This is a genomic window from Acidaminococcus timonensis (genome assembly GCF_900106585.1).
Lineage (GTDB): Bacteria > Bacillota > Negativicutes > Acidaminococcales > Acidaminococcaceae > Acidaminococcus > Acidaminococcus timonensis.
The window spans coordinates 589649-615039 of sequence record NZ_FNWH01000006.1; the positions used below are offsets into that span (position 1 = coordinate 589649).

The 25391-nt window shown below is 55.7% G+C and carries 24 protein-coding genes; 21 read left to right on the forward strand and 3 right to left on the reverse strand.

From position 1 onward, the window contains the following. Nucleotides 1–14 precede the first annotated feature (14 nt). The 16 genes from BQ5462_RS11055 to BQ5462_RS06695 all read left to right on the forward strand — a co-directional run bounded on the left by BQ5462_RS11055 (nucleotide 15) and on the right by BQ5462_RS06695 (nucleotide 20397). Nucleotides 15–647, forward strand: a complete 633-nt coding sequence (locus BQ5462_RS11055) for a cell division protein SepF (RefSeq protein ID WP_083378152.1) — start codon at nucleotides 15–17, stop codon at nucleotides 645–647. Further along, entirely contained in the window at nucleotides 635–1453 is an 819-nt protein-coding gene (gene proC, locus BQ5462_RS06625; protein WP_076978296.1) for a pyrroline-5-carboxylate reductase, read from the forward strand. The genes BQ5462_RS11055 and proC overlap by 13 nt, the downstream gene beginning before the upstream one ends. Nucleotide 1454: 1 nt before the next feature. Next, a complete protein-coding gene (locus BQ5462_RS06630) occupies nucleotides 1455–2252 on the forward strand; it encodes a YlmH family RNA-binding protein (protein ID WP_071142583.1) in 798 nt (265 codons plus the stop codon). A 12-nt stretch (nucleotides 2253–2264) separates the two neighbouring features. Further along, complete coding sequence (locus BQ5462_RS06635) at nucleotides 2265–2927, forward strand: histidine phosphatase family protein (RefSeq protein ID WP_071142584.1); 663 nt, start codon at nucleotides 2265–2267, stop codon at nucleotides 2925–2927. Between the two features lie 923 nt (nucleotides 2928–3850). After that, nucleotides 3851–5680, forward strand: coding sequence for a glutamine--fructose-6-phosphate transaminase (isomerizing) (gene glmS / locus BQ5462_RS06640; RefSeq protein ID WP_071142585.1), 1830 nt, complete (start codon nucleotides 3851–3853; stop codon nucleotides 5678–5680). Between the two features lie 258 nt (nucleotides 5681–5938). Continuing rightward, nucleotides 5939–6841 (forward strand): quinolinate synthase NadA, encoded by a 903-nt coding sequence (gene nadA, locus BQ5462_RS06645; RefSeq protein ID WP_071142586.1) that lies wholly within the window; start codon nucleotides 5939–5941, stop codon nucleotides 6839–6841. Between the two features lie 62 nt (nucleotides 6842–6903). Next, nucleotides 6904–8502, forward strand: coding sequence for an L-aspartate oxidase (gene nadB / locus BQ5462_RS06650; RefSeq protein WP_071142587.1), 1599 nt, complete (start codon nucleotides 6904–6906; stop codon nucleotides 8500–8502). Further along, a complete protein-coding gene (gene nadC / locus BQ5462_RS06655) occupies nucleotides 8495–9334 on the forward strand; it encodes a carboxylating nicotinate-nucleotide diphosphorylase (RefSeq protein ID WP_071142588.1) in 840 nt (279 codons plus the stop codon). Before nadB ends, nadC begins: the two co-directional genes overlap by 8 nt. 1215 nt (nucleotides 9335–10549) lie before the next feature. Then, the gene (locus tag BQ5462_RS06660) at nucleotides 10550–11614 is read left to right on the forward strand and encodes a sugar-binding transcriptional regulator (RefSeq protein ID WP_071142589.1); all 1065 of its coding nucleotides are present in this window, start codon (nucleotides 10550–10552) and stop codon (nucleotides 11612–11614) included. Between the two features lie 23 nt (nucleotides 11615–11637). Beyond that, a complete protein-coding gene (gene gap / locus BQ5462_RS06665) occupies nucleotides 11638–12642 on the forward strand; it encodes a type I glyceraldehyde-3-phosphate dehydrogenase (protein ID WP_071142590.1) in 1005 nt (334 codons plus the stop codon). A 27-nt stretch (nucleotides 12643–12669) separates the two neighbouring features. Continuing rightward, nucleotides 12670–14595 (forward strand): triose-phosphate isomerase, encoded by a 1926-nt coding sequence (gene tpiA, locus BQ5462_RS06670; protein WP_071142591.1) that lies wholly within the window; start codon nucleotides 12670–12672, stop codon nucleotides 14593–14595. Between the two features lie 9 nt (nucleotides 14596–14604). Further along, on the forward strand, nucleotides 14605–16131 hold the full coding sequence (gene gpmI, locus BQ5462_RS06675) for a 2,3-bisphosphoglycerate-independent phosphoglycerate mutase (RefSeq protein ID WP_071142592.1): 1527 nt from the start codon (nucleotides 14605–14607) through the stop codon (nucleotides 16129–16131). Between the two features lie 155 nt (nucleotides 16132–16286). Further along, complete coding sequence (gene eno, locus BQ5462_RS06680) at nucleotides 16287–17570, forward strand: phosphopyruvate hydratase (protein WP_071142593.1); 1284 nt, start codon at nucleotides 16287–16289, stop codon at nucleotides 17568–17570. Between the two features lie 285 nt (nucleotides 17571–17855). Next, complete coding sequence (locus tag BQ5462_RS06685) at nucleotides 17856–18422, forward strand: GTP pyrophosphokinase (RefSeq protein WP_071143331.1); 567 nt, start codon at nucleotides 17856–17858, stop codon at nucleotides 18420–18422. Nucleotides 18423–18441: 19 nt separating this feature from the next. After that, entirely contained in the window at nucleotides 18442–19119 is a 678-nt protein-coding gene (locus BQ5462_RS06690; RefSeq protein ID WP_071142594.1) for a response regulator transcription factor, read from the forward strand. Nucleotides 19120–19128: 9 nt separating this feature from the next. Continuing rightward, on the forward strand, nucleotides 19129–20397 hold the full coding sequence (locus BQ5462_RS06695) for a sensor histidine kinase (RefSeq protein WP_071142595.1): 1269 nt from the start codon (nucleotides 19129–19131) through the stop codon (nucleotides 20395–20397). 259 nt (nucleotides 20398–20656) lie between these two features. On the opposite strand, the gene BQ5462_RS06700 is transcribed toward BQ5462_RS06695, so the two are convergent. From BQ5462_RS06700 to BQ5462_RS06710, 3 genes are all read right to left on the reverse strand, one after another. Next, entirely contained in the window at nucleotides 20657–21730 is a 1074-nt protein-coding gene (locus BQ5462_RS06700; RefSeq protein WP_071142596.1) for a tyrosine-type recombinase/integrase, read from the reverse strand. Nucleotides 21731–22032: 302 nt separating this feature from the next. Continuing rightward, complete coding sequence (locus tag BQ5462_RS06705; RefSeq protein ID WP_071143332.1) at nucleotides 22033–23049, reverse strand: DUF3644 domain-containing protein; 1017 nt, start codon at nucleotides 23047–23049, stop codon at nucleotides 22033–22035. Nucleotides 23050–23107: 58 nt separating this feature from the next. Then, a complete protein-coding gene (locus BQ5462_RS06710; RefSeq protein WP_328586217.1) occupies nucleotides 23108–23842 on the reverse strand; it encodes a LexA family protein in 735 nt (244 codons plus the stop codon). 47 nt (nucleotides 23843–23889) lie between these two features. On the opposite strand from BQ5462_RS06710, the gene BQ5462_RS06715 reads away from it, so the two are divergent. Genes BQ5462_RS06715 through BQ5462_RS06735 form a run of 5 tightly spaced genes read left to right on the forward strand, consistent with a single transcriptional unit; the run spans nucleotide 23890 to nucleotide 25350 of the window. After that, entirely contained in the window at nucleotides 23890–24078 is a 189-nt protein-coding gene (locus BQ5462_RS06715; protein WP_071142598.1) for a helix-turn-helix transcriptional regulator, read from the forward strand. 51 nt (nucleotides 24079–24129) lie between these two features. Further along, on the forward strand, nucleotides 24130–24453 hold the full coding sequence (locus BQ5462_RS06720; RefSeq protein ID WP_071142599.1) for a helix-turn-helix domain-containing protein: 324 nt from the start codon (nucleotides 24130–24132) through the stop codon (nucleotides 24451–24453). Continuing rightward, nucleotides 24434–24610: a hypothetical protein gene (locus BQ5462_RS06725; RefSeq protein ID WP_235819589.1), complete on the forward strand. Its 177-nt coding sequence runs from the start codon at nucleotides 24434–24436 to the stop codon at nucleotides 24608–24610. Before BQ5462_RS06720 ends, BQ5462_RS06725 begins: the two co-directional genes overlap by 20 nt. Before the next feature lie 6 nt (nucleotides 24611–24616). Next, on the forward strand, nucleotides 24617–25066 hold the full coding sequence (locus tag BQ5462_RS06730) for a hypothetical protein (RefSeq protein ID WP_071142600.1): 450 nt from the start codon (nucleotides 24617–24619) through the stop codon (nucleotides 25064–25066). A gap of 2 nt (nucleotides 25067–25068) precedes the next feature. Next, nucleotides 25069–25350 carry a LysM peptidoglycan-binding domain-containing protein gene (locus tag BQ5462_RS06735; protein WP_235819591.1) on the forward strand — a complete coding sequence of 94 codons (282 nt, stop codon included), beginning with the start codon at nucleotides 25069–25071 and terminating at the stop codon, nucleotides 25348–25350. Nucleotides 25351–25391: the final 41 nt, after the last annotated feature.

The window sequence follows — 25391 nt, forward strand, 5'->3', positions numbered from 1 at the left end:
AAATGGTGGAAAACATGAAAAACAAATTGAAGAAGTTCCTGTCCTATTTCGGCCTGTCCAACAGCCAGGACCTGCAGGAGGATGCACCGCTGGAAGATACGGAAGAACAGGACGACAGCAAGGTGGTGCCCATGTTCGGCAGCGGTTCCAGCTGGCGGGATAAAAGTTATGAGAAGGACAGCGATCCTTCCTATGACAAGCCCTATGAAAAATCCTACGAGAAGCCTTATGACAAGGTGTTCGACAAGGATTACGGCAAGGACTACACCAAGGAGTACAGCAGGGACTACGGCCGTGAGGAAGAATCCCGCGGTACGACCACCCGCAGCGGGGACAAGGTACTGTCCATGCCGGTGAACCGGAATCCGGTCAGTGTGGTGGTCATCGAACCCATCGACTTCAATGACAGCCAGAAAATGGCCGATTACCTGTGCAAGAACCAGCCGGTGGTGATCAATTTCGAAGACACCGATGCGGATGTACGGAAACGGATCATCGACTTCATCAGCGGCACCATCTATGCCCTGGACGGCACCCTGCGGAAAATCGGACGGAACCTGCTGGTGTGCGCTCCGCCCAATGTGGATATCGATACGGAAAATACCAATTTTGGTTCGGAAGGGAGTAATGATCCGTGGCAGCGTTAAACAATACGAAAATCACCTTCATTGGTTGTGGCGCCATGGGGGAAGCCATTTTGAAAGGGATCCTGAACGGGGGTCTGGTGACGAAGGAACAGGTGACCGCTGCCGTGCCCACGGCCAGACGGCAGGCGTATCTGAAGGATACCTATGCCATTGCTGTGACCGGTGACAACAAAGAAGCAGTCAAGGATGCCGACCTGGTGATTCTGGCGGTGAAACCGCAGATGGCCAGGACGGCTGTGACGAAGGAACTGGTGGATGCGTTGCCGGAAGGGGCCCGGATCCTGTCCATCATGGGCAGCTATGACCTGGCCATGCTCCATGACCTGGTGCCGGATCATCCGGTGATCCGCACCATGCCCAACACCCCGCTGGCTGTGGGGATGGGAATGACGGCCCTGACCGGTGACGACCAGGTGAGCGAAGATTTCATGGAAGCGGCGGAAGCCATCTTCAACAGCTGTGGCGAAACGGTGCGGGTGGACGAAAAATCCATGGAAGCCATCACGGCCATCAGCGGTTGCGGTCCCGGCTACCTGTTCGTGGTCATCGATGCCCTGGCAGATGCCGGTGTCATGGCCGGACTGCCCCGGGCCATGGCCATCAAACTGGCGGCCCAGACCATGGCCGGCAGCGGCATGATGGCCCTGAAGACCGGGCTGCATCCGGCCCAGTTGCGGGATCAGGTGACCAGCCCCGGTGGCACCACCATTGCAGGGATCAAGGCCCTGGAAAACCACGGAGTGAGAGGAGCGTTTTACGATGCGGTACAGGCCGTTCTGGACCGGAGCGCCGCATTGAAGAAATAATATGGCAAACAATCAACAACAACGGGAAACGGTATTGCGCTATTTCAAGGCCAGCGGAGACGAGGAGCTGGCAGCCCAGTTGCTGGATCTGGCCGACGGGGCAAGGAAGAGCCGCCGGTTCAGGGTGACAGGGTTCCTGGATCCCCATGGCCAGAATGTGGCGGAGATCGTGGCCGCCAACTTTCCCCAGGTGCGGTATGAACTGAATGGGGGCTTCCACAATGGGGAACGGCAGAAGGTGGCTTTCGTCAGCGAAGACTTTTACGGCCAGCCGGACTTTGCCATTACGGCCCTGGAAATCCTGTGGGACAAGCGGTACTATGAAATCGGCCACCGGGATGTGCTGGGGGCCTTCATGGGTCTGGGCTGCAAACGGGAGATCCTGGGCGACATCGTGTTCATCGATGAGGGGGCCCAGATCGTGGTGGATACCCCCATGGTGGAGTACGTGCTCAGCAACCTGACCAAAATCGGTGCGGCCACGGTGGAAGTGAAGGAAATCCCTCTCAGCGACCTGAAGGAAAAGGAACAGAAGATCAAACTGATCAGCGCCACGGTGGCGGCCCTGCGGCTGGATGCGGTGGCAGCCAGCGGGTACGGGGCCAGCCGCAGCCGGATGGCGGACGAAATCAAGGGCCAGAACGTGAAACTGAACTGGCAGGACGCCAAGAGTCCGTCCCAGACCGTGAAGGAGGGGGATGTGATTTCCTTCCGCAGCCGGGGAAGAGTGGAGCTGGCCGAAGTGCGGGGCACCACGAAGAAGGGGCGGTACGCCATTACACTGAAGAGATATATCTAAGGGGAAATCATCATGATCCTATTGATCCGACACGGAGAAGCTGATCATCATATCCATGAACTGACCGGGGGCTGGACGGATTCGGCCCTGACCGAAAAGGGCCTTTCCCAGTTCGCCCAACTGGCGGAATGCCTGGCCAGGGATTTTGCCGGCCATCCGGTGCCCAGGGTGGTGGCCAGCGACCTGCAACGGGCCCGCACCGGAGCCCAGATCATTGCCGAGAAGCTTCAGGCCGGGCCGGTACAGTGTTTTTCCTTTTTGCGGGAAAAGAACAATGGAAGGGCGGCCGGATTGTCCAAAAAAGAGGCCCGGGCGTTCTACCATCCGCCGGTGACTGGCCGGGAACTGGATCACATCAACTACGACGGGGGTGAGACCCGGCGCAGTTTCTATGAGCGGACGGTGGCAGGATTCCGGAAGCTGGTGGAGCAGCAGAAAGGGGACCTGATCATCGTGTCCCACAAAGGGACCATCCAGAACATGCTGTTCGCCTGGCTGGGGCTCAGCATCCAGGAAGTGGCGGACAAGAAGATCTCCTTTGACATCCGGCCCGGGTCCGTAACGGTGCTGGGGGTGAACAAGTGGGGCGAACATGCTGTGTTCGACCTGAATGATACCAGTTATCTGTACGGCAGACCCCAGTTCCAGCTGTTCGGGTTTCCTTTTGAAGAATGAGGGTAAAGGGGGACACAAAGATTTGTCCTTCCCTGGAAGGGAAGGGGGACCGTGCGTATGCACGGTGGATAGGTCCAGTCTACACTATGGGTTTCATCGTACGATCGACTGCAGCACCTCATTCCTCATTTAAAAAGGGTACTCCTGTTTTCTTTTGGCAGGTGTGCGAATCCCCTAACCGCCATAGGCGGGCCCCTTCCCCCTTTCAGGGGGACACAATATTCCAAGGGAGTAGGAGACACAACGTCTTTTGTCCTTCCCTGGAAGGGAAGGGGGACCAGCCGAATGGCTGGTGGATAGGTCCAGTCTGCACTATGGGCTTAGTCGTGCCATCGATTGCAGCATTTCATTTCTCATTTAAAAAGGATACTTCTGTTTTCGATTGGCAGGTGTGCGAACCCCCTACCCGCTGAAGCGGGTCCTTTCCCCCTTTCAGGGGGACACAAAATCTTTTTCCTTTCCTTCTTTCCCCGGGACTAGGAGACTCCTGCTCGTCGTCTCCGTCGCGGGGGACACAAAGATTTGTCCTTCCCTGAAAGGGAAGGGGGACCAGCCGAATGGCTGGTGGATGGGTTTTTACCCCGACCATACGAATTGCACCGGCGGATTCCCCTCATCTTGCTTTCCTGGGCTATATAGTGTATGATAAAGTATCTGCAGTGACATGTCAGCCGGGGATGCCGATCTGGCTGGCCGCCTGTTCTTTTGGGAGGGGAATGGGAACGGGATCATTGTAAATCATTGAGCGCAGGTGCCGGAACGCTGTTCCGGCCGACGAGGAAGAGGTTCATCGATACGTCAGCGGATGCCTCTCGGTAAGCTGCAAACCGTAAACGGCTCTACAAATCCCTCCGGCAACGGGGGCATACAGAAGGAGCCGCGGCAGACGGTAACTACGAACACATCAGGAGGAATTTCACACAATGTGCGGTATTGTTGGTTACATCGGACGTCATCAGGCCACGCCTTTTCTGATGGAAGGGCTGAGCAAACTGGAATATAGAGGGTATGATTCTGCGGGCATCGCCGTTTACAACGACGGCAAGATCGACGTGGAAAAATGCGTGGGCCGTCTGGACGCCCTGCGGCAGAAAATCGTGGGCCATGAACCGGTGGGTACCATCGGCATCGGTCACACCCGGTGGGCCACCCACGGAAAACCCAGCGACATCAATGCCCATCCCCATATGGACGAAAGCGGCCAATTTGCCGTGGTGCATAACGGGATCATCGAAAACTACATGCCCCTGAAACAGGCACTGCTGAAGAAGGGTCATCATTTTCTGTCCGAAACGGATACGGAAATCGTGCCCCATCTGATGGCCGACCTGTGGGACGGGGACTTTGAAAGCACGGTCCGGAAGGTGCTGCACACCATCCAGGGTTCCTATTCCCTGGTGTTCCTGTGCGCCAAGGACCCCAGCAAGCTGATCTGCGCCAAGAAGAACAACCCGCTGGTCATCGGTCTGGGCAAGGGCGAGAACTACATCGCTTCCGACATCCCGGCCATCATCAACAAGACCCGGGACACCTACATCCTCAGCGATGGGGAAATGGCCGTTGTGGAAGCGGACAAGGTGACGGTCAAAGATCTGGACGGCAAGAAGATCAACAAGGAAGTGTTCCGGGTGAACTGGGATGCTGAAGCAGCTGAAAAAGGCGGCTTTGAACACTTCATGCTGAAGGAAATCTATGAACAGCCCAAGGCGGTCCGGGATACCCTGCGGGGCCGGGTGAGCCGGGACAGCGACAAGGTGACGTTCAACGAACTGAACTGGACCGCGGAAACCTTCAAGGACCTGAAGAAGATCTTTATCGTGGCCTGCGGCACGGCTTATCATGCGGGCATCGTGGGCAAGTATTACATCGAAAAGATGGCCCGAATCCCGGTGGAAGTGGACATCGCTTCTGAATTCCGGTATCGGGACCCGATCATCGACGAACACTGCATGTGCATCGTGGTGAGCCAGAGCGGCGAGACCAGCGATACCCTGGAAGCCCTGAAGGAAGCCAAACGGCGGGGGGCCAGGACCATGGCCGTGACCAACGTGGTGGGGTCCTCCATCGCCCGGGAAGCCGACCAGGTGGTATACACCTACGCCGGTCCGGAAATCGCCGTGGCCTCCACCAAAGCTTATACCACCCAGCTGATCGTCATGCTGCTGCTCAGCATGTACATTTCCCATCTGGTGGGCAAGCTGAGCGATGAACGGCTGCACGAACTGATCCAGGCTGTACTGGCTGTGCCGGAACGGATGCACGACATCCTGGACCATGTGGATCAGATTAAGGTGTACGCCAACAACTACGCTAACCGGGAAGACGCCTTCTTCCTGGGCCGGAGCCTGGACTATGCCGTGGCTCTGGAAGGGGCTCTGAAGCTGAAGGAAATCTCCTACATCCATGCAGAAGCCTATGCGGCCGGTGAACTGAAACACGGGACCCTGGCTCTGATCACGGAAGGGGTGCCGGTGATCGTGCTGGCCACCCAGAGCAACATCTATGACAAGACCATCAGCAACCTGGTGGAAGTGAAGAGCCGTGGTGCCATCGTCATCGGTATCGGCATGGAAGGGGATACGGAGCTGGCCAAACATGCGGACAGCGTGATCATCATCCCGAAAGCGGATGAAGACCTGGCCCCGATCCTGGCGGTGATCCCCCTGCAGCTGCTGGCTTACTATGCAGCCCTGGCCAGAGGATGCGATGTGGATAAACCCCGGAACCTGGCAAAGAGTGTGACCGTGGAATAATAGCCATGGCTGGATCAGTCACTAGTCTCTAGTCACCAGCCGATGGAAGCCAGCTCTTGCTGGCAAAGAGAGAAGCTGTGAAGGATTTTTTCACAGCTTCTTTTTTCTTGCACAAAATCTCAAAACAGGCTACAATGGAGTCATTGCATTATCTGTTGCCATCTGCTGACATGACAATGGAATCAAAATCGTGTATAATGTATACCAAATAAACTTCGGGGTTGCGCTGCGGCCCCCTCCAAAAAGGAGTCCTGATCCATGGAAGACTTGTATGATGCCATTGCCCGGCTGAAAAAAGAACGGAACGCGGTGATCCTGGCCCACGTGTACCAGCCGGAAGAAATCCAGGAAATCGCCGATTTCTGCGGTGATTCTTTCGGCCTGAGCCAGGAGGCGGCCAGGACCGACGCAGACGTCATTGTGTTCTGTGGGGTCCGGTTCATGGCGGAAACGGCCAACATCCTGTCGCCTGACAAGATTACCCTGCTGCCGGCCCCCGATGCCACCTGCCGGATGTTCGACGACACCCTGGAGGCCAGGGTGAAGGCGGTACTGGCACAGCACCCGGAATATAAAGTGGTTTCCTACGTCAATACGCCGGCCAGTGTAAAGGCCCTCAGTGAAATCTGCTGCACCAGTTCCAATGCGGTGAAGGTGGTGGAGAGCCTGCCGAAGGATCAGGAGCTGCTGTTCGTGCCCGACCAGGACCTGGCTTCTTTTACGGCGGAACAGACCCATGCCCGCATCATCCCCTGGCAGAGTGCCTGCCCCACCCATTTCAACCTGACGGTGGAAGAGGTGGAAGCGGCGAAAAAGGCCCATCCGGGGGCTCTGGTGCTGATGCATCCGGAATGCCGGCCCCAGGTGCGGGCCCTGGCTGATTACGTGGGCAGCACCACGGGCATCGTGAAATATGCGGAGCAGAGCGACCGGGAGGAATTCATCATCGCCACAGAATGCGGGGTACTGACCCAGCTGGCGTGGAAATGCCCCCACAAGAAATTCTACATGGCCGGGGACATGGTGTGCCCCAATATGAAGAAGACCACGTTGGAAAAAGTGAAACAGGCGCTGGAGACCCTGGAACCCCGGGTTGTGGTCCCCGAACCCATCGCTGAAAAGGCAAGGGTGGCCCTTGAACGGATGCTGGCAGTGAAGTAGAAAAAATTTGTCCTTCCCCCTTTCAGGGGGACACAACGAAAAGACTACGGAGGCGTTTCCCAATGGAAACTTATTGGACTTCTTTTGATACGAAAACGGCACCCTGCATCAGTACCGATGTGCTGGTCATCGGATCCGGTGCGGCCGGATTGCAGGCTGCCTGGTCGGCGGCAGAAGCCGGACGCCGGGTGCTGGTGGTGGTCCGGGACGAGCTGGCGGACAGCAACACGGCCAAGGCACAGGGCGGCATTGCCGCGGCACTGGGCCACGACGATGATCCCCGGCTGCACTTCCATGATACCCTGGTGGCCGGTGCCGGGCTGACGGACGAGACCATGGCGGAAATCGTGGTCACCGAGGGACCCGGGGCGGTGCTGGATCTGCTGCATCACGGAGCCCGGTTCGACAGGAACCCGGACGGGACGCTGGCCCTGGGCCGGGAAGGCTGCCACAGCCGGAACCGGATCGTCCATGCCAATGGGGACAGCACCGGGGCGGAAGTGTCCCGGGCCTTGCGGGAGATTACAGGCAAAGAATCCCGGATCAAAAGCCTGGAACACTGCTATGTCACGGACCTGCTGGTGAAACAGGGGACCTGTTACGGCGCCATGGCCCTCCATGAGGGGAACATGGTGCACCTGAAAGCCCATGATGTGGTCATCGCCACCGGTGGGGTGGGGCGCCTCTTTGCCCATACCACCAATCCGGAAGGGGCCACGGGCAGCGGCATCGCCCTGGCGTACCGGGCCGGTGCGGAACTGATGGATATGGAATTTGTCCAGTTCCATCCCACGGCCCTGGCCCTGCCCGGCCATCCCAGCTTCCTGGTTTCGGAGGCGGTGCGGGGGGCCGGCGCCCTGCTGTATAACACCAGGGGCGAACGGTTCATGCCCGGGTACCACCCCATGAAGGAGCTGGCGCCCCGGGATGTGGTGGCCCGGGCCATTGCCACGGAAATGAAGCATTGCGGCAGTGATCATGTGCTGCTGGACGCCACGGTCATCGACCGGGTGGAACAGAAATTCCCCATGATCTACAAGACTCTGAAGGAATATGGGGTGGATATGAAGAAGGAACGGATCCCCATCGCTCCGGCGGCCCATTATATGATGGGAGGCATCCGTACGGATGCCTGGGGCCGTACCAATATCAACCACCTGTACGCCTGCGGGGAAGCGGCCTGCACCGGATTGCAGGGGGCCAACCGGCTGGCCAGTAATTCCCTGCTGGAAGGGCTGGTCTTTGGCCGCCGCACGGCCCAGGCCATCTGCAATGAACGGCAGCCGGAAGCCGGGGAAGGTTTGGAATGGCGTTCGGCCCTGGCGGCCTGCACCACCACCCCGGAACAGTGGGCCGAAGACCGGAAAGCTGCCCAGGAACGGATGAGCCGGCAGCTGGGCATCGCCCGGGATCAGGAAGATATCCAGGAGGCCCGGAACTGCTTTGCCGCCAGACTGGCGCAGTATGAAAAAGAAACGGCCACCACCTATGAGCTGCTGGATCTGAAATCCCAGCTCCTGGTGTCCTGGCTGATTGCCGGAGCAGCCCTGGAGCGGCAGGAAAGCCGGGGCGCCCATTACCGTCTGGACTTTCCGAAACCTCGGGAATGCTGGCGGCATCACAGCGTGGAAGAACGGGAAGGAGGTATGGCTCATGCGTAATTTTGCTCTGGACGACAGCCTGCGCCGCTGGCTGGAAGAGGACATCGGAACCGGCGATCTGACCAGCCAGGCCCTGATTCCGGAGGATGCGGTGACCACCGGCCTGATCCATTCCAAGGATACAGGCATCCTGTGCGGGGTGGAAGTGGCTCGGCGGGTGTTCCAGCTGCTGGACCCCGGCCTGGAATTCACGGCCCTCGCCAAAGACGGGGATCCCCTGTCCTATGGCACGAAGATCGCTGAGATCAGGGGCAGCGCCCGCAGTGTGCTCACCGGAGAACGGCTGGCCCTGAACCTGCTGCAGCATCTCAGCGGAGTAGCTACCCAGACCAGACAGCTGGCAGACCTGGCCAGACCTTACGGCACCCGGGTGGTGGATACCCGGAAGACCACGCCGGGCCTGCGGCAGCTGGAAAAATATGCGGTCCGGGTGGGCGGCGGCCACAACCACCGGCTGGGACTGTACGACGCCATCCTGATCAAGGACAACCACATCGCCGTGGCCGGCGGGGTGAAGGAGGCCCTGGCACGGGCCAAAGCCTATGCCAGCCACATGACGAAAATCGAGATCGAGGTGGAGAGCCTGGAACAGGCCAGAGAGGCGGTGGCCGGTGGCGCCGACGTGATCATGCTGGATAACATGGCGCCGGAAGCTATGAAGGAATGTGTGGCCATGATCGCTCACCGGGCCGTGGTGGAAGCCAGTGGCGGCATTAACGCCGCCAACCTGCAGGCGGCGGCAGCTGCCGGGGTGGATGTGATCAGCGTAGGGGCTCTGACCCACAGCGTAAAGGCCGTGGATATCAGTCTGGATGTGGGGAAGATCAAATGATGGAGCTTATCTCTTTTTTACAGAGTTAAAAGTTGCTTTTGTGATCATTTGGCAGTACTAAAAACCCCCTACCCGCTGAAGCGGGTCCTTTCCCCCTTTCAGGGGGACACAAGTTCTTTGTCCTTCCCTGGAAGGGAAGGGGGACCAGCCGAATGGCTGGTGGATGGGTCCAGTACTACACTTTCGGCATCGTCGTCCTGACGACTGGAGGTCCATCACCTATTTAAATGTTGCTTTTGTGATCATTTGGCAGTACTAAAACCCCCCTACCCGCAAGCGGGTCCTTTCCCCCTTTCAGGGGGACACAACGTCTTTTGTCCTTCCCTGAAAGGGAAGGGGGACCAGCCGAATGGCTGGTGGATAGGTCCAGTACTACACTTTCGACTTCGTTGTCCTGACGACTGCAGGTCCATCACCTATTTATAAGTTGCTTTTGTGATCATTTGGCAGTACTAAAAACCCCCTACCCGCAAGCGGGTCCTTTCCCCCTTTCAGGGGGACACAACGTCTTTTGTCCTTCCCTGAAAGGGAAGGGGGACCAGCCGAATGGCTGGTGGATAGGTCCAGTACTACACTTTCGGCATCGTCGTCCTGACGACTGGAGGTCCATCACCTATTTAAATGTTGCTTTTGTGATCATTTGGCAGTACTAAAAACCCCCTACCCGCAAGCGGGTCCTTTCCCCCTTTCAGGGGGACACAATATTCCACAGGACCAGGAGACTCCTGCTCGTGTCTTCGTTGCGGGGGACACAAATTTTTGTCCTTCCCTGAAAGGGAAGGGGGACCAGCCGAATGGCTGGTGGATGGGTCCAGTCTACACTTTCGGCATCGTCGTACGATCGACTGCAGCACCCAGCACCCGTTCAAATGGTTTCCCTGTTATCGTAAAGGCAGTACTAAAAACCCCCTACCCGCAAGCGGGCCCTTTCCCCCTTTCAGGGGGACACAACGTCTTTTGTCCTTCCCTGAAAGGGAAGGGGGACCAGCCGAATGGCTGGTGGATGGGTCCAGTACTACACTTTCGGCATCGTCGTCCTGACGACTGCAGCACACCCACCACCCATCGCATTGGACACAATTATAAAAGGGGATGTGTAAAAACATTTTTACACACCCCCTTTCTTTTTCTGTCCAATATGTTATAATGAACCCGTAAGACGATTTATTTTTTTTTCGAACAGGGTGGGACATAAAAAGTACCACGAGGGACAAAATGTGCAACATCAGTTTGGATCGGATCATCAACTTACAAAATAAACTGGTTCCGGAAATGGTGGAGCTTCTGACGGAGCGCTATAAGGTGCTGCGCCAGATCAGCCACGACCAGCCCATCGGGCGCCGGACCCTGGCCAAGAAGCTGGGGCTCAGCGAACGGATCCTCCGCTCCCATGTGGACTTCCTCAAGGAAGCGGGGCTGCTGGACTTTACTCTCACGGGGATGAGCATTACTGATGAGGGGGCCGTGCTTCTCCAGGAACTCCGGGACTATGTGAACCGGCTGCAGAAACTTTCCAGCCTGGAATCCGTCCTGGAGGAGAAACTCCACTTGCAGAAAGTGGTGGTACTGCCCGGGAATGCGGACCAGGATCAGGTGGTTACCCGGGAAATCGGACGGGTGGCAGCCGGTATTTTGTTGCATTTGCTGAGCGATCACAAACCCCACATCGTGGCGGTCACCGGTGGGACTACGGTGGCGGCCATGGCCCAGAACACCTACGGCAACGAACCGGAAACGGTGGTGGTGCCGGCCCGGGGAGGTCTGGGAGACCGGATGGAACTGCAGGCCAATACCATTGCCACGGTGCTGGCCGGCCGGCTAAAAACCCGGTACCTGCAGCTGTACGTGCCCGACAGTGTCAGCGAGGATGTGCTGCGCAAGATCCTGGAGGAAGATGCCCGGGTGAAACAGGTGGTGGAAACCATCAAAAGCGCGGACATCCTGGTCCATGGCATGGGACAGGCCCAGGTGATGGCGAAGAAACGGGGCGTGGGGCCCGCACTGATGAAGGAACTGGAAAGCAGGGGTGCCATCGGCGAAGCCCTGGGCCAGTATTTTGACCTGAATGGGCAGGTGGTGCACAGCACCGACACCCTGGGGCTCATGGTGAACGATCTGGAAACGATCCACACGGTTATGGGCATCGGAGGGGGACGCTCCAAGGGACGCGCCATCCTTTCCGTACTGCGCAGCGGCCAGGATGATATCCTGGTCACCGACGAGGCCGCTGCCCGGGAAATCATATGTTGTTTACAGGACGGAAACCGTCACACTGTATAAATTTTTTAGGAGGAATGGTAAAAATGGTAAAAATCGGTATCAATGGATTTGGTCGTATTGGTCGCTGCGTGCTGCGGATCGCGGTGAAGAACCCGGAAGTGGAAGTCGTAGCAGTCAATGCCCGTTCCGGCATCGATACCTATGCCCATCTGCTGAAGTATGATTCCATCCATGGCACCTTCGATGAAGACATCTCCGTGGATGGGGATATCATGCATGTGGGCGACAAGGCCATCAAATTCACCCGTTTCAACAGCCCGGCTGAAATCCCCTGGGGCGACATGGGCGTGGACGTGGTCCTGGAAACCACCGGTAAATTCAAGACCCGTGAAACCGTACAACCCCATCTGGACAACGGTGCCAAAAAAGTGATCATTGCAGCTCCGGCCAAAGGCGAAGATATCACCATGGTCATGGGCGTCAACGATGACAAGTATGATCCCAAACATCACAACATCATCTCCAACGCCTCCTGCACCACCAACTGCCTGGCTCCGTTCACCAAGGTGCTGCAGGACAACTTCGGCATTGAAGAGGGCATGATGACCACCGTCCATTCCTACACCAATGACCAGAAGATCCTGGATGCTGCCCACAAAGACCTGCGTCGTGCCCGGGCCGGTGCCTGCTCCATCATTCCCACCACCACCGGGGCTGCCAAGGCCATCGGTCTGGTGCTGCCGGAACTGCAGGGCAAACTGAAGGGTATGGCCATCCGTGTCCCGACTCCGGATGTTTCTCTGACCGATCTGGTGGTAACCCTGAAGAAAGACACCACCAAGGAAGAAATCAACGAAGCCATGCGCGTGGCTTCTGAAACCACCATGAAAGGCATCCTGGGCTACAACGAACTGCCTCTGGTTTCCTGCGACTACAGTGGCTGCCCGCTGAGCTCCATTGTGGACGGCCTGTCCACAATGATGGTGGGCCCTCGTATGGCCAAAGTGGTTTCCTGGTATGATAACGAATGGGGCTATTCCAACCGGATGGTTGACATGGCCGTGTTCGTGGCCTCCAAAGGGCTTTAATTGAGAGAAAGGTGGGTGTGGGTTCTTATGGATAAGAAAACCATCAAAGATATTTCACTGACGGGGAAACGGGTACTGGTCCGGGTGGACTATAACGTACCCATGAACGACAAGGGGGAAATCACGGATTCTACTCGTATGGAAGCCTCCCTGCCCACCCTTCAATATTTGCTGGACCAGGGCGCTGCCGTCATCCTGATGGCACACTTGGGCCGTCCCAAAGGAAAGGTCAATCCCAAGTACAGCCTGAAACCGGTGGCCGAAGCCCTGAGCAAGCTGATCCATCGTCCGGTGCAGTTCTGCCCGGACTGCGTGGGCAAAGAAGCCAAAGAAGCGGCGGAAAACCTGGGCAACGGAGAAATCCTCATGCTGGAGAACCTGCGGTTCCATCCGGAAGAGGAGAAGAACGACCCGAAATTCTCCCAGGAACTGGCTTCCCTGGCGGATGTGTATGTGAACGACGGCTTCGGTGTATCCCACCGGGCCCATGCTTCCGTAGAAGGGGTGACCCATTATCTGCCCGCAGTGGCCGGCTTCCTGCTGGAAAAGGAAATCGCCTATCTGGGCAATGCCGTGGATAACCCTGCCCGTCCGTTCGCAGCCATCATCGGCGGCGCCAAAGTGGCCGACAAGATTGCCGTCATCCGCAGCCTGATCAAGAAAGCGGATGTGATCCTGATCGGCGGTGGCATGGCCAATACCTTCCTGGTGGCCCAAGGCTACAACCTGGGCAAATCCCTGGTGGAACAGGAAAGCATCGGCGTTGCCAAAGACCTGCTGGCCGAAGCTGCCGAAAACAAGACGAAGATGCTGCTGCCCGTGGACCTGGTCATGGCTGCCAAGTTCGACAACGATGCAGATCATGAAGCCGAAGACCTGGATCATCTGAATCCGGAATACATGGCCCTGGATATCGGTCCCAAGACCGCAGACCTGTATGCGGAAACCCTGGCCGGCATGAAGACCATCGTGTGGAACGGGCCCATGGGCGTGTTCGAAATGCCCAACTTCGCAGCCGGTACACGCAAGGTGGCCGAAGCTCTGGCAGCTTCTGACGGCATCACCATTGTGGGTGGTGGCGACAGCGCTGCTGCTGTGAAACAAATGGGCCTGGGTGACAAAATGAGTCACGTTTCCACCGGCGGCGGTGCTTCCCTGGAATACCTGGAAGGCAAAGTCCTGCCCGGGGTGGCTGCTCTGGATGACCTGAGGACCCCTATTGTAGCCGGTAACTGGAAATGCCACAAGACCGTGGAAGAAGCCATGGAACTGGCTCACAAGATCGCCCATAACACGGAAATGGCCCAGGCGGAAATCGTGCTGTTCCCGCCGTTCACCGCGCTGGAAAGCGTCGCTGCCATGGTGGATGAAGACGGGATCGGCTACGGTGCCCAGGACCTGTACTATGAGGACGAAGGTGCCTTCACGGGTGCTGTGTCCGGTCCCATGATCGCCGAGATCGGTTCCCGGTACGTCATTGTGGGTCACAGCGAACGGCGTGCGCTGTTCGGTGACACCGACGACATCGTGGTGAAGAAGGTCCAGGCTGCCTACCGGAACGAACTGGATCCGGTGCTGTGCGTGGGCGAAAACGAAGAAGAACACGCCAAGGGTGCTGCAAAGGACAAGATCCTGAGCCAGCTGAAACCGGTATTGGATGTACTGGATGACAAACAGATCGAACATCTGCTGGTTGCCTACGAACCCATCTGGGCCATCGGCACCGGCAAGACTGCTGAAGTGGCGGATGCTGTGGCAGCCGCTGAAGTAATCCGCAAGGTTGTGGAAGACAAATTCGGTAAGGAAGCAGCCCGCCGGGTACGCATCCTGTACGGCGGCAGCGTGAACAGCAAGAACGCTCATGCCTTCCATGTGGACGGCATCGATGGTGTCCTGGTAGGCGGTGCCAGCCTGGATGCCAATGAATTCAGCGCCATTGCCAATACGTTCTGAGGCGCACTGATGAAAAAGAAACCTGTAGTGCTGATGATCCTGGACGGATGGGGGATCGCTCCCCCTTCGCCCACCAATGCAGTGACCCGTGCCCGGACACCGCATCTGGACTATTATTTCAACCGGTACCCCCACGCCCAGCTGAAATGCAGCGGAGAGGCTGTGGGACTGCCGGAGGGACAGATGGGCAACTCGGAGGTGGGCCATCTGTCCATCGGTTCCGGCCGCATCATCTACCAGAGTCTGACTCGGATCAGCCGGGCGGTGAAGGACGGCAGCCTGGAAACCAATCCGGTGCTGGTGAAGGCCATGGAACAGGCCCGGGATGGGGGCAAAAAGCTCCATCTGCTGGGGCTTTTGAGCGATGGGGGCGTACATAGCCACATCGACCATTTGCTGGGGTTGCTGGCCATGGCGAAGAAGCTGGGTGTGAAGGACGTGTATGTCCATGCTTTTCTGGATGGACGGGACACGCCGCCCCAAAGTGCCCTGCCTTATCTGCAGCAGGTGGAAAAAGCCTGCCGGGAACTGGGAGTGGGGCAGATCGCCACTGTTTCCGGCCGGTACTATGCCATGGACCGGGACAAACGGTGGGAACGGATCCAGAAAGCTTTCGACGTGATGACCGGGGGCGAGAGCCTTACGGCCGCTACCCCGGAAGCCGGGCTGGAGGCTGCCTACGCAGCAGGCCAGACCGACGAATTTGTGGTCCCCTTCCGGGTGGAGGGGGTCAATGGCAAGGTCGAAACCGGCGACAGCATGGTGTTCTTCAACTTCCGGCCCGACCGGGCCCGGGAACTGACCCACGCCTTTACGGATACGGACTTTGCCGGGTTCCAACGGCCAGCCGATGCCCTGCCGGTGCATTTCGTCTCCATGACGGAATACGAAAAGACCCTCCAGGCTGCGGTGGCCTTTCCGCCGGAAGAGATCCGGGATACCCTGGCAGAAGTGGTTTCCAAAGCCGGGTTGCACCAGCTGCACATTGCGGAAACGGAAAAATACGCCCATGTGACGTTCTTCTTCAATGGGGGACGGGAACAGCCCTTCCCTGGAGAAGACCGGATCCTGGTACCTTCTCCCAAAGTGGCCACCTATGACCTGCAGCCGGAGATGAGTGCCTACATTGTGACGGAAAAGCTCCAGGAAGCCCTGGAGAAGGACCTGTACGACCTGGTGATCCTGAATTTCGCCAATCCGGACATGGTGGGCCATACAGGCAGCCTGAAGGCTGCCATTGCGGCCCTGGAAGCCGTGGATGAATGTGTGGGCAGCCTGGTGGATACCATCCTGAAAAAGGGCGGGGCCGTGTGCATTACGGCGGATCACGGGAACCTGGAAGAAATGGAAGACCCGGTGACCCATGCACCCATGACCAGCCATACCACCAATCCGGTGCCGTTCCTGGTGGCAGGGGCGGACGCCGGCACAAAGGTAGAAAACGGGGGCCTGAGCGATATTTCGCCCACCCTGCTGGATCTGCTGGGCCTGCCGAAACCGGAGGCCATGACAGGCCATTCCCTGCTGATGAAATAATCGATTTTGTCCGCCCCTGAAAGGGGCGGGGGACCGTTGCGCTTCAGCGCAATGGTGGTGGGGTTTTTACACCCGATGTGAGACCCCTACCCGCCAGGCGGGTTCGTTCCCCCTTTCAGGGGGACACAATAAATTTTAAACACGAGGTGATTACAATGCCGATCATTGAAAATGTTTGTGCAAGAGAAATCCTGGATTCCCGGGGCAATCCCACGGTTGAAGTGGATGTGCTGCTGGACGACGGCACCATTGGCCGCGCTGCCGTTCCTTCCGGTGCTTCCACCGGTGTCCATGAAGCCGTGGAACTGCGGGACGGGGACAAGGACCGTTTTGGCGGCAAGGGCGTTTCCAAAGCCGTGGAAAACGTCAACGATGCCATTGCTGATGTGATCATCGGACTGGATCCCACCCGTCAGGTGGAAATCGACCAGGCCATGATCCGTCTGGACGGGACCCCCAATAAGGGCAAACTGGGTGCCAACGCCATCCTGGGTGTCTCCCTGGCTGTGGCCAAGGCAGCTGCCAATGCCGTGGGTCTGCCTCTGTACCAGTACCTGGGCGGCGTCAACGCCAAGGAACTGCCGGTTCCCATGATGAACATCCTGAACGGGGGTGCCCATGCAGACAACAACGTGGACATCCAGGAATTCATGATCATGCCCGTGGGCGCTGACAGCTTCGCCGAAGCCCTGCGCATCAATGCAGAAATCTACCAGGCCCTGAAGAAAGTGCTGAAGGGCAAAGGCCTGGCAACGGCCGTAGGCGATGAAGGCGGCTTCGCTCCCAACCTAGAAAGCAACGAAGAAGCCCTGCAGGTGATCGTGGAAGCCATCGAAAAAGCCGGTTACAAACCCGGTGAACAGGTCCGTCTGGCCATCGACACCGCTGCCAGCGAACTGTTCGAAGACGGTAAGTACAACCTGAAAGGGGAAGGCGTGGTCAAGACTGCCGACGAAATGGTGGAATGGTACGCTTCCCTGTGCGAAAAATACCCCATCATATCCATTGAAGACGGCCTGGCCGAAGACGACTGGGACGGCTGGAAGAAACTCACCGATGCCCTGGGCAAAAAAGTCCAGCTGGTGGGCGATGACCTGTTCGTTACCAACGTGGAACGGCTGAAGAAGGGCATCGAACAGGGTGTGGCCAATGCCATCCTGATCAAACTGAACCAGATCGGGACCCTGACCGAAACCCTGGATGCCATTGAAATGGCCAAACGGGCTGGCTATACCGCCATCGTTTCCCACCGGAGCGGTGAAACGGAAGATACCACCATTGCCGATGTGGTGGTGGGCACCAACGCCGGTCAGATCAAATCCGGGGCTCCCTGCCGGACCGACCGGGTGGCCAAGTACAACCAGCTGCTGCGGATCGAGGAAGATCTGGGCGCTGCGGCACAGTACAACGGCATGAAGGTGTTCTACAACATCAAATAATAAAGCCATGAGCTGTGGCTGAAGGAAAGGACCTGCCTCTGTGAGGGGACAGGTCCTTTTTGCATGGGGGAGAACCCACCACCATTGCGCTTTGGCGCAATGGTCCCCCGCCCTTGAAAAGGGCGGATATCCCATTATCAGAGGCTCTGCTTTTTCACTGAAATTCCACAAAGCTATGGTACAATAAAAAGAAAACGTCGGAACATTCCTGCAAAAGGAGGAAATGCCTTGAACGAACATCCGGACAATACCTACGAAGCCTGGCGGCCGGTCCTGGAACAGGTGATGCAGCGCCTGGTGGGGGCCATCGAACAGTACAACGAAACAGAAAAGCAAAAAACAGGGCAGAGTGCCTACGAACATCTGATTTACCGGGTGAAGGATGTGGCCAGCATGGAAGAAAAATGCAGGCGGAAGGGACTGCCGGTGAATGCGGTATCGGCCCTGCACACCATCCATGACGCCATCGGACTGCGGATCGTCTGCCGCTTTTTAAGCGACATTGAACGGAACATTGCTGACATCCGGAAGATCCCCGGCTGCACCATCATCCAGGAAAAGGACTACATCCGCAACGTCAAGCCCAATGGGTACCGGTCGTACCACATGATCCTGCGGCTGGAGATGCCCTTTGCCGACGTGGAAGGCCACGAGCCGGGCATTTTCTACGCGGAAATCCAGCTGCGCACCATCGCCATGGATTCCTGGGCCAGTCTGGAACATGAAATGAAGTACAAACATGAAATCAGGAACCCGGAACTGATCGGCCGGGAACTGAAACGGTGTGCCGATGAACTGGCCGCCTGTGACCTGTCCATGGAAACCATCCGGAAACTGATCCGGGAAGCCTGAGGAAAGGAGCCATCCCTCTATGAAAATCCTGCTTGCAGAAGATGAAAAACCCATGTCCATGGCCCTGGTGGCGGTGCTGGAACACAGCGGCTACCAGGTGGACGCCGTATACGACGGCCAGGCGGCTGTGGACAAAGCCCGCCAGAATATCTATGACGCCATGGTCTTTGACATTATGATGCCTGTGAAGGACGGCATTACCGCACTGACGGAACTGCGGAAGGAAGGGGACCGGACCCCGGTGATCATGCTGACGGCCAAAGCCGAGGTGGATGACCGGATCACGGGCCTGGACGCCGGTGCCGATGACTACCTGACGAAACCCTTTGCCATGGGGGAACTGCTGGCCCGGCTGCGGAGCCTGACCCGGCGCCAGGAGGACTTTAACCGGGATACCCTCCAGGCGGGCAGCGTGACCCTGAACTGCGCCGAAGGGGAACTATCCAGCAAGAGTGCAGTACGCCTTTCTCCCAAGGAAACCCAGTTGATGAAGTACTTTATGCAGCATCCCAATAAGCCCTGCGACACCCAGCTGCTGTTCAACCATGTGTGGCAGGATGAGCAGGAGGACCGGGGCGTTGTCTGGATCTACGTTTCCTACCTGCGGGAGAAACTCCATGCCATCGGAGGCAATCTGACCATCACCGGGCACCAGGACGGGGCTTTTACCCTGCAGAGTGCCGCAGTGGCCAATTAAGGAGCGGCCATGGACATCATCCATCGCCTGCGGCGGAAATTCCTGTTCCTGGCGTTCATCGCCGTGGTCCTAATCCTGGCAGGGGCCCTGGGATTGATCAACACCATCACTTATATGAAGATGCGGGGAGAGGTGGATACCCTGCTGGATGTGATCGTGCAGAACGACGGGGTCCTGCCCGTACACCAGCCGGGGACCAGTACCCAGAGCTGGCTCAGCGATCCGGAATGGTTCAATGACACCCCGGAATTCGCCCACCAGACCCGGTATTTCAGCGTGGTGATGGACGAAAAAGGGAAGATCCAGCGGCTGAATCTTTCCAATATCTCTGCCTTTACTGAGCTCCAGGCCCTGGAAATTGCCAGCAGGCTGGCGGAAGCAAATGCCAGCCAGCCGGTACGGGGAATGTTCAAGAACAAACGGGCCAGCTATGCCTATGAAGTGTCCGGAAGGGATGCGGGGGGCAAGCTGGTGGTGGTCATGGACTGCACCCGGGACGTGGGGGCCGTGGAGGCTTTCAGCCGGTATTCCCTGCGGTTCGGCCTTGTCTGTGTGATCCTGTACCTGCTGGTCCTGGGCTTTTTGTCCAACTATGCCATCCGTCCTTTTGTGGAGAACATGGAGAGCCAGAAGCGGTTCATCACCAATGCCGGCCATGAGCTGAAGACGCCGGTGGCCATTATTTCCGCCAATGCGGAGGCTCTGGAACTGATCAGCGGCAAGAGCCAGTGGACGGATAACATCCTGGTCCAGGTGAAGCGGGTGACCCGGCTGATCAACGAACTGATCATGCTGGCCAGGATGGGAGAAAAGAACCAGAAGCAGCTGAAGCTGGAGCCGGTGGATGTGAGCCAGTGCTTCACAGACGCGGTCCATTCTTTTGCCCCCCTGGTGGAAAATGAAAAGAAGAAGCTGGAAAGCCAGATTCCCGAGGGCATCGAAGCGGAATCGGACCCCAAATACCTGTACGAGATCTTCACCATTTTCATGGACAATGCGGCCAAGTACTGCGACGATGGCGGAACCATCCGGGCTGTGCTGGAACCCCATGGGAAGAAGGGGTTCCGGGCCCTGGTGTCCAATGACTACAAAAATGGGGCAGGACAGGATTACACCCATTTCTTTGAACGGTTCTACCGGGGCGACGAAAGCCACAACAGCCAGAAAGCCGGCTACGGCATCGGCCTTTCCATGGCCCAGGAAGCCACCCGGCTGCTGGGCGGCAAAATTCAGGTGGAATACAGGGACGGGGTGATTACCTTCGGGGTGAGTTTTTAGGGGGGGAGAACACCTGTTGGCTCAAGTCTCCTAGTCCTGTGGAAAAGGGGGAAAGGGCCTGCTTGGCGGGAAATATGGTATATAATTGAAGAAAACACGGTGGTCACGCAATGGCCACCGTGAATTATACTATGGTTTAGAAACTCTGGACAAAACGCCTCTGTATGGGCTATAATGATAGAATCTAACAATAAAGTATAAAACCCCGCATTCTTGCGGGGTTTTTCTTGTTTACGGCAGACAGACGGCAAAAATAATTTTAAAAAATATCGTTGACCGCTTTTGCCGCAGCCAACTGGATGTCTTTTGTGTTGTTGGCGTACGTGGTACTGACGGTTTGGATGGTATCACCCAGCAGGTTGGCCACCAGGTTGATGTCACCGGTTTCATGGAGCATCAGTGTGGCGTAGGTGTGCCGGAAGGCATGGAGGGAACGGCCAGGGTAATGCTTATGGATGTAGGAATTGATGTAGACCTGGATGGTGCGCAGCCGCTCGGGAGGGAAGACCATACCGTCAATTCGGAACGGCTTCGAGTCCTTCCATTTGCGGAGCGCAGCCAGTACGACCTTTGGCACTGGTATCGTCCGGTTACTGTTCTTCGTCTTGCAGGGGGTCAGCCCGTAAGATGTGCGGCTGGTCCTGGCCCACTGCTTGCAGATCTTGAACGTTCCGGCCGCAAAGTTGACACAGTCCCACGTCAGCCCCCGGATCTCTCCGATTCTCATACCCGTCCGGCTGGCCACCAGCACCACAAGGTAGTAGAGAGGGTCCCGGCCATGCTTCTGGAAGTGGTCCAGAATCTGAGCGACTTCCTCCCGGCTGAAGGCTCTGATCGTCTGTTCTCTCCGGTCCTGTACCTGGGGGACTTCCGCAGCCGGGTTCGTCTTGATGATCTTGTATGTCATGGCATGGCGGAGTACACGGCCAACAGCTGCCAGGGAGAGGTTCTTCGTTTTGGCGGCAAAGGGCAGGCCATTGATTTCATTCATCAGCACCGGCGGTGTGATATCCTTGATGGGCAGGTCCAATATATTCGGCAGCCGTTTAACTCTGTCCTCATAAGCCAGGATAGAGCCATAGGTCAGCCGTCCTTGCATATCACGCTTGAACATGGTCCAGAACTGGCGCAAGGTGATTGCCTTCAGGGTTTTATCGAGTGTGGTTCCAATCTCTTTCTGGGCGGCCTCCAGAAGTTCATCCTGGTGCTGCCTGGCCTCCCGTTGGGTCTTGAAGCCCTGCCGGGTCTTCTGCCGCCAGCGGCTGCCGACTTTGTAGGACAAGATCAAACACACAGAGCCGTTCTTGTCACGGTAGCTGAAATGGTAATCCATAGGTCATACCTCCTTCTATGGATAGGGCAGGGGCTCCTGTGGTAAAATAATACAGTAAGCCCCTTGTGGAAAGGGTGGTTACACTGTCCCTGCTGGTATTTGCGGTACCGGCAGGGAATTTTTAATGGCTTGGAATCTCATAACCACAATATATAGCTTGATATAGCTTGACAAAAACTATATCTTGTGCTTGTGATTTTCTAGATTCCTGATATAATAATTATAGAGCAACTCGTGAAGGATATAGGCTGGGTTCCCGAATGGGAGTAGGCGTAACGCTTAGAATTCCTTTGCCCCTGGGGTTAGCTCTTTTTTTGTTTACTTCTCAGATTCTGAATGATATGTTCAGGATCTTTTTTTATTTCTTCTACTATTAATTCAATGGCAGCATCGCTATACGAATATAGTGTTTGTGTCCCTATTTCGTATTTATAACACAGCTTTGGGTTTTCTTTAATCTGATAGAATTTGACGATACAATCAAAATTGTTAGTCGTAAATGTATTATATTTTTCATCCGTTGGTAATTTTGAAGGATTTATAAAATTTATCCCTTCCATTTTTAACTTTTTATTTATTAATTCGATACATTTACCTCTTCTATGAGGACATAATTTTTGCATATCTTTAGTATCTTTTATGATAAAAGCTGCTTCTTTCGCATCTTTTGCAATTCGTACGGTAGTTGAAGCTAAATCAGCTTTTTTAGTAATATAAATATCATGTTTAATCATAACCGCATATCTATCGTTCCCATTTTCTGGCATAGAATCATTTAACCTGCCAACAGTTTGTAAAACACGATTAGCAATTTCCTGCGGATAACGAGCATGTACCTCTTCCGGGCTGATTGGCGATAGCTTAACAGACAGTACTAGGAAATTAGATGGAATATTTTTTGTTATATCGATACCAAAAAATTCGGCAAGTTTATTCGTATAATTCAGCACACAAGACTGAAAAAAAGGAACATAGATTTGTTCATATTCTTCGGTAATAAAATGAGTACTGGTATTCCTTAAATCAATAATTTGTTCAAGATTCATACGAAGAGGATCTTTTTTATTTGTGAAGACTTGTTCAATGCAGTTGAAAAGAGTCTTTGTTCTTTTCTTATCGTTCGAGTAGTAAATGCTTTCTTCCCCATCTCTCTTTATTAAATACGCTTTTAGCATTAATTCCCATGCATTGCAAATAAAGAAGGAGAAACCTTCTACGCGATATTTAATAGTTGGTTTGTTATACAACTCAATTCCTACGATAAAAGCTTCCTGGCTTTTTTCGAGCAATTGATTGATTAGATTCTGTTTTTTATCCATAATCATCATCCTTTCTGTAACATTTGACCTCTCGATATCGAGGGGCTTTTTCTTTCCCTCAAAACTTCCTTCTCAGCTCCACCACCTTGCCGATGATCCGGATGGGGAGGTCCTGGATTTGCTCCCTGGTATAAAAATGGGGGCTGTACACGCCGACGTTATGACCAATCAACGTCAGCCCGTCCGGCCCTTCTTTGACTTCCTTCACTGTGGCATCGTTGCCGTTCACCAGCACGATGGCGATTTCTCCGTTCTCCACCTCCGGCTGCTGCCTGACGATGACCACATCACCCTCGTGGAGCGTGGGCTCCATGCTTCGCCCCTTGACCTGCAAGGCGAAATAGGTTCCGCTTTTGGCCATCTGGGCGGGGATCTCTTCGTAGTCGATGATGTCAGTGATGGCCTCGATGGGGATGCCCGCCACCACACGGCCTAGCACCGGAATGCGGACGCCACGGGTGGGCTGGGGCTTACTGGACACCACAACGGGCTGGTTGGTGTTCAATGCCTTCAGCATTTCATCCAGGCTCATTCCCATCGCACTTGCAATAGCTTTCATTTTTTCGAGAGTGGGGGCTACGGGCTCTTTAGTTTTCGGATTATAAATTTTTTCAAGTACGCCGATATATGCTTTACTAATACCAGAAATATTAGCAAAATCTTGCATTGATAAATTGTGATTCTTCCTATATTCTTTAATTAATTCACCTACATACATGAGAAACACCTCCATGCCTGTATTGTATAAAATTTTAGACAAGAAAACAAGTTTTTTGTCTAAAATAGTTGACATTCCCTCACTTGTCTAATATAATAGACGCATAGAAAGGAGGGAGCTACATGTATAAGGTAAAACTGATGAGAGAAAAGTTAGGGTGGACACAAGAAAAACTATCCGAAATTAGCGGTGTGTCTAGAGCCTTGATTTCCATGCTCGAAACGTCTGACGAAACAAAAACTTCTACCGGCACTCTGCTGAAATTGGCGAAGGCGATGAATTGCAAAGTAGCAGATATTTTTGTGGCTTAACCGTCCAATATAATAGACGATACATAAAAAAGACAAGAAAGGAGGTCCGCCATGGAATCGCCGCTGATGAATGTGAAAGAAACGGCAGCGTATCTCCACGTGGGGAAATCCACCGTTTACAAGCTGGAAGCCGATGGGGTGCTGCACCGGGTCAACAGTGCAGGGCGCATCCGGTTTTCCAGGGATGAAGTCGAAAAAACCGTCATGGACAAGGTCCACAACGGTTGGAAAAGCTCCCGGGAAAGGGAGCTGGAGCGGGAAATTGCCCGCAAGGATGCCACCATCCAGAAGCTGAAAAGCCTGCTGTACAGGCTGGCGTCTGGGGTCATGGATGGGCTGGGAAAGGAAGGACTACTTGAACCAGAAAAACGATGAAACCTACCAGCGCCGGGACGTGTGCTGGTACGGGCACATCTTCCGCCGCTATGAGGACGCAGTGACAGCCCGGCAGTATAGCCGCTGGCACAGCGACTTTGACCGGATTGTCAAGGTCTGGGGCGGCTGGAAGATCGTGCCAGCAGGAAGGGAGTGAAAGAGCATGGATGCGGAAATGATGGAGAACGTCCGGCAGAACGAAAAATACTACCGGATCAAAGCAGGGGTCTCCGCCAAGCACATCGGCGAGATCACAGGACACTATGATTCCTGGATCATCATGTTTGAATCCAGCGTGATCAAGAACCTGAGAGAGCAGGATCTGCAGAAGATTGCCGAGGCCCTGGGGGTGAAGCTCAAGGACCTGGTGAAGCCAGCAAGGAAACCGGTCCTTTCCATCACGAAGGAAGAACACGAGAGAGGGCTGAAGAATCTGGAGAAGATCCGGATCCACCGGAAACTGACCCGGCAGCAGTTCAACGCCATCCTGGGGCTGAGCAAGGACTATTTCCGGAAGGTCATGGTCGGCTACAGCCACTTCGGAATCAAGTCCTGGTGGCGGATTGCCGATGCCCTTCACATGGATCTGAAAGTACTGATAGGGAGGGAATGAAGATGGAGCTGAACAAGATTTGCGCTGCGGCCATCATCACCCTGGGCGCACTCACCATGGCATGCCACGCCGGGCAGGCCGTCCAGGAACGCCGGAATCCCCAGTACACGATGGTATCCCGCCGGGTGATGGCCGGGGAAACGCTGTGGGAAATCTGCAGCAAGGTCAACCAGGGCCGTGAGGACGTCTGGGAAGTCATCGACCGGGTTCGCCTGGACAACGACATCAAAGACCCGGGAGCCCTGGAACCGGGTCAGATCATCACGATTAGGGTAAAAAAATAATGGCTACCAGCACTGCAATGCTGATAGCCAGGAAATGAAGT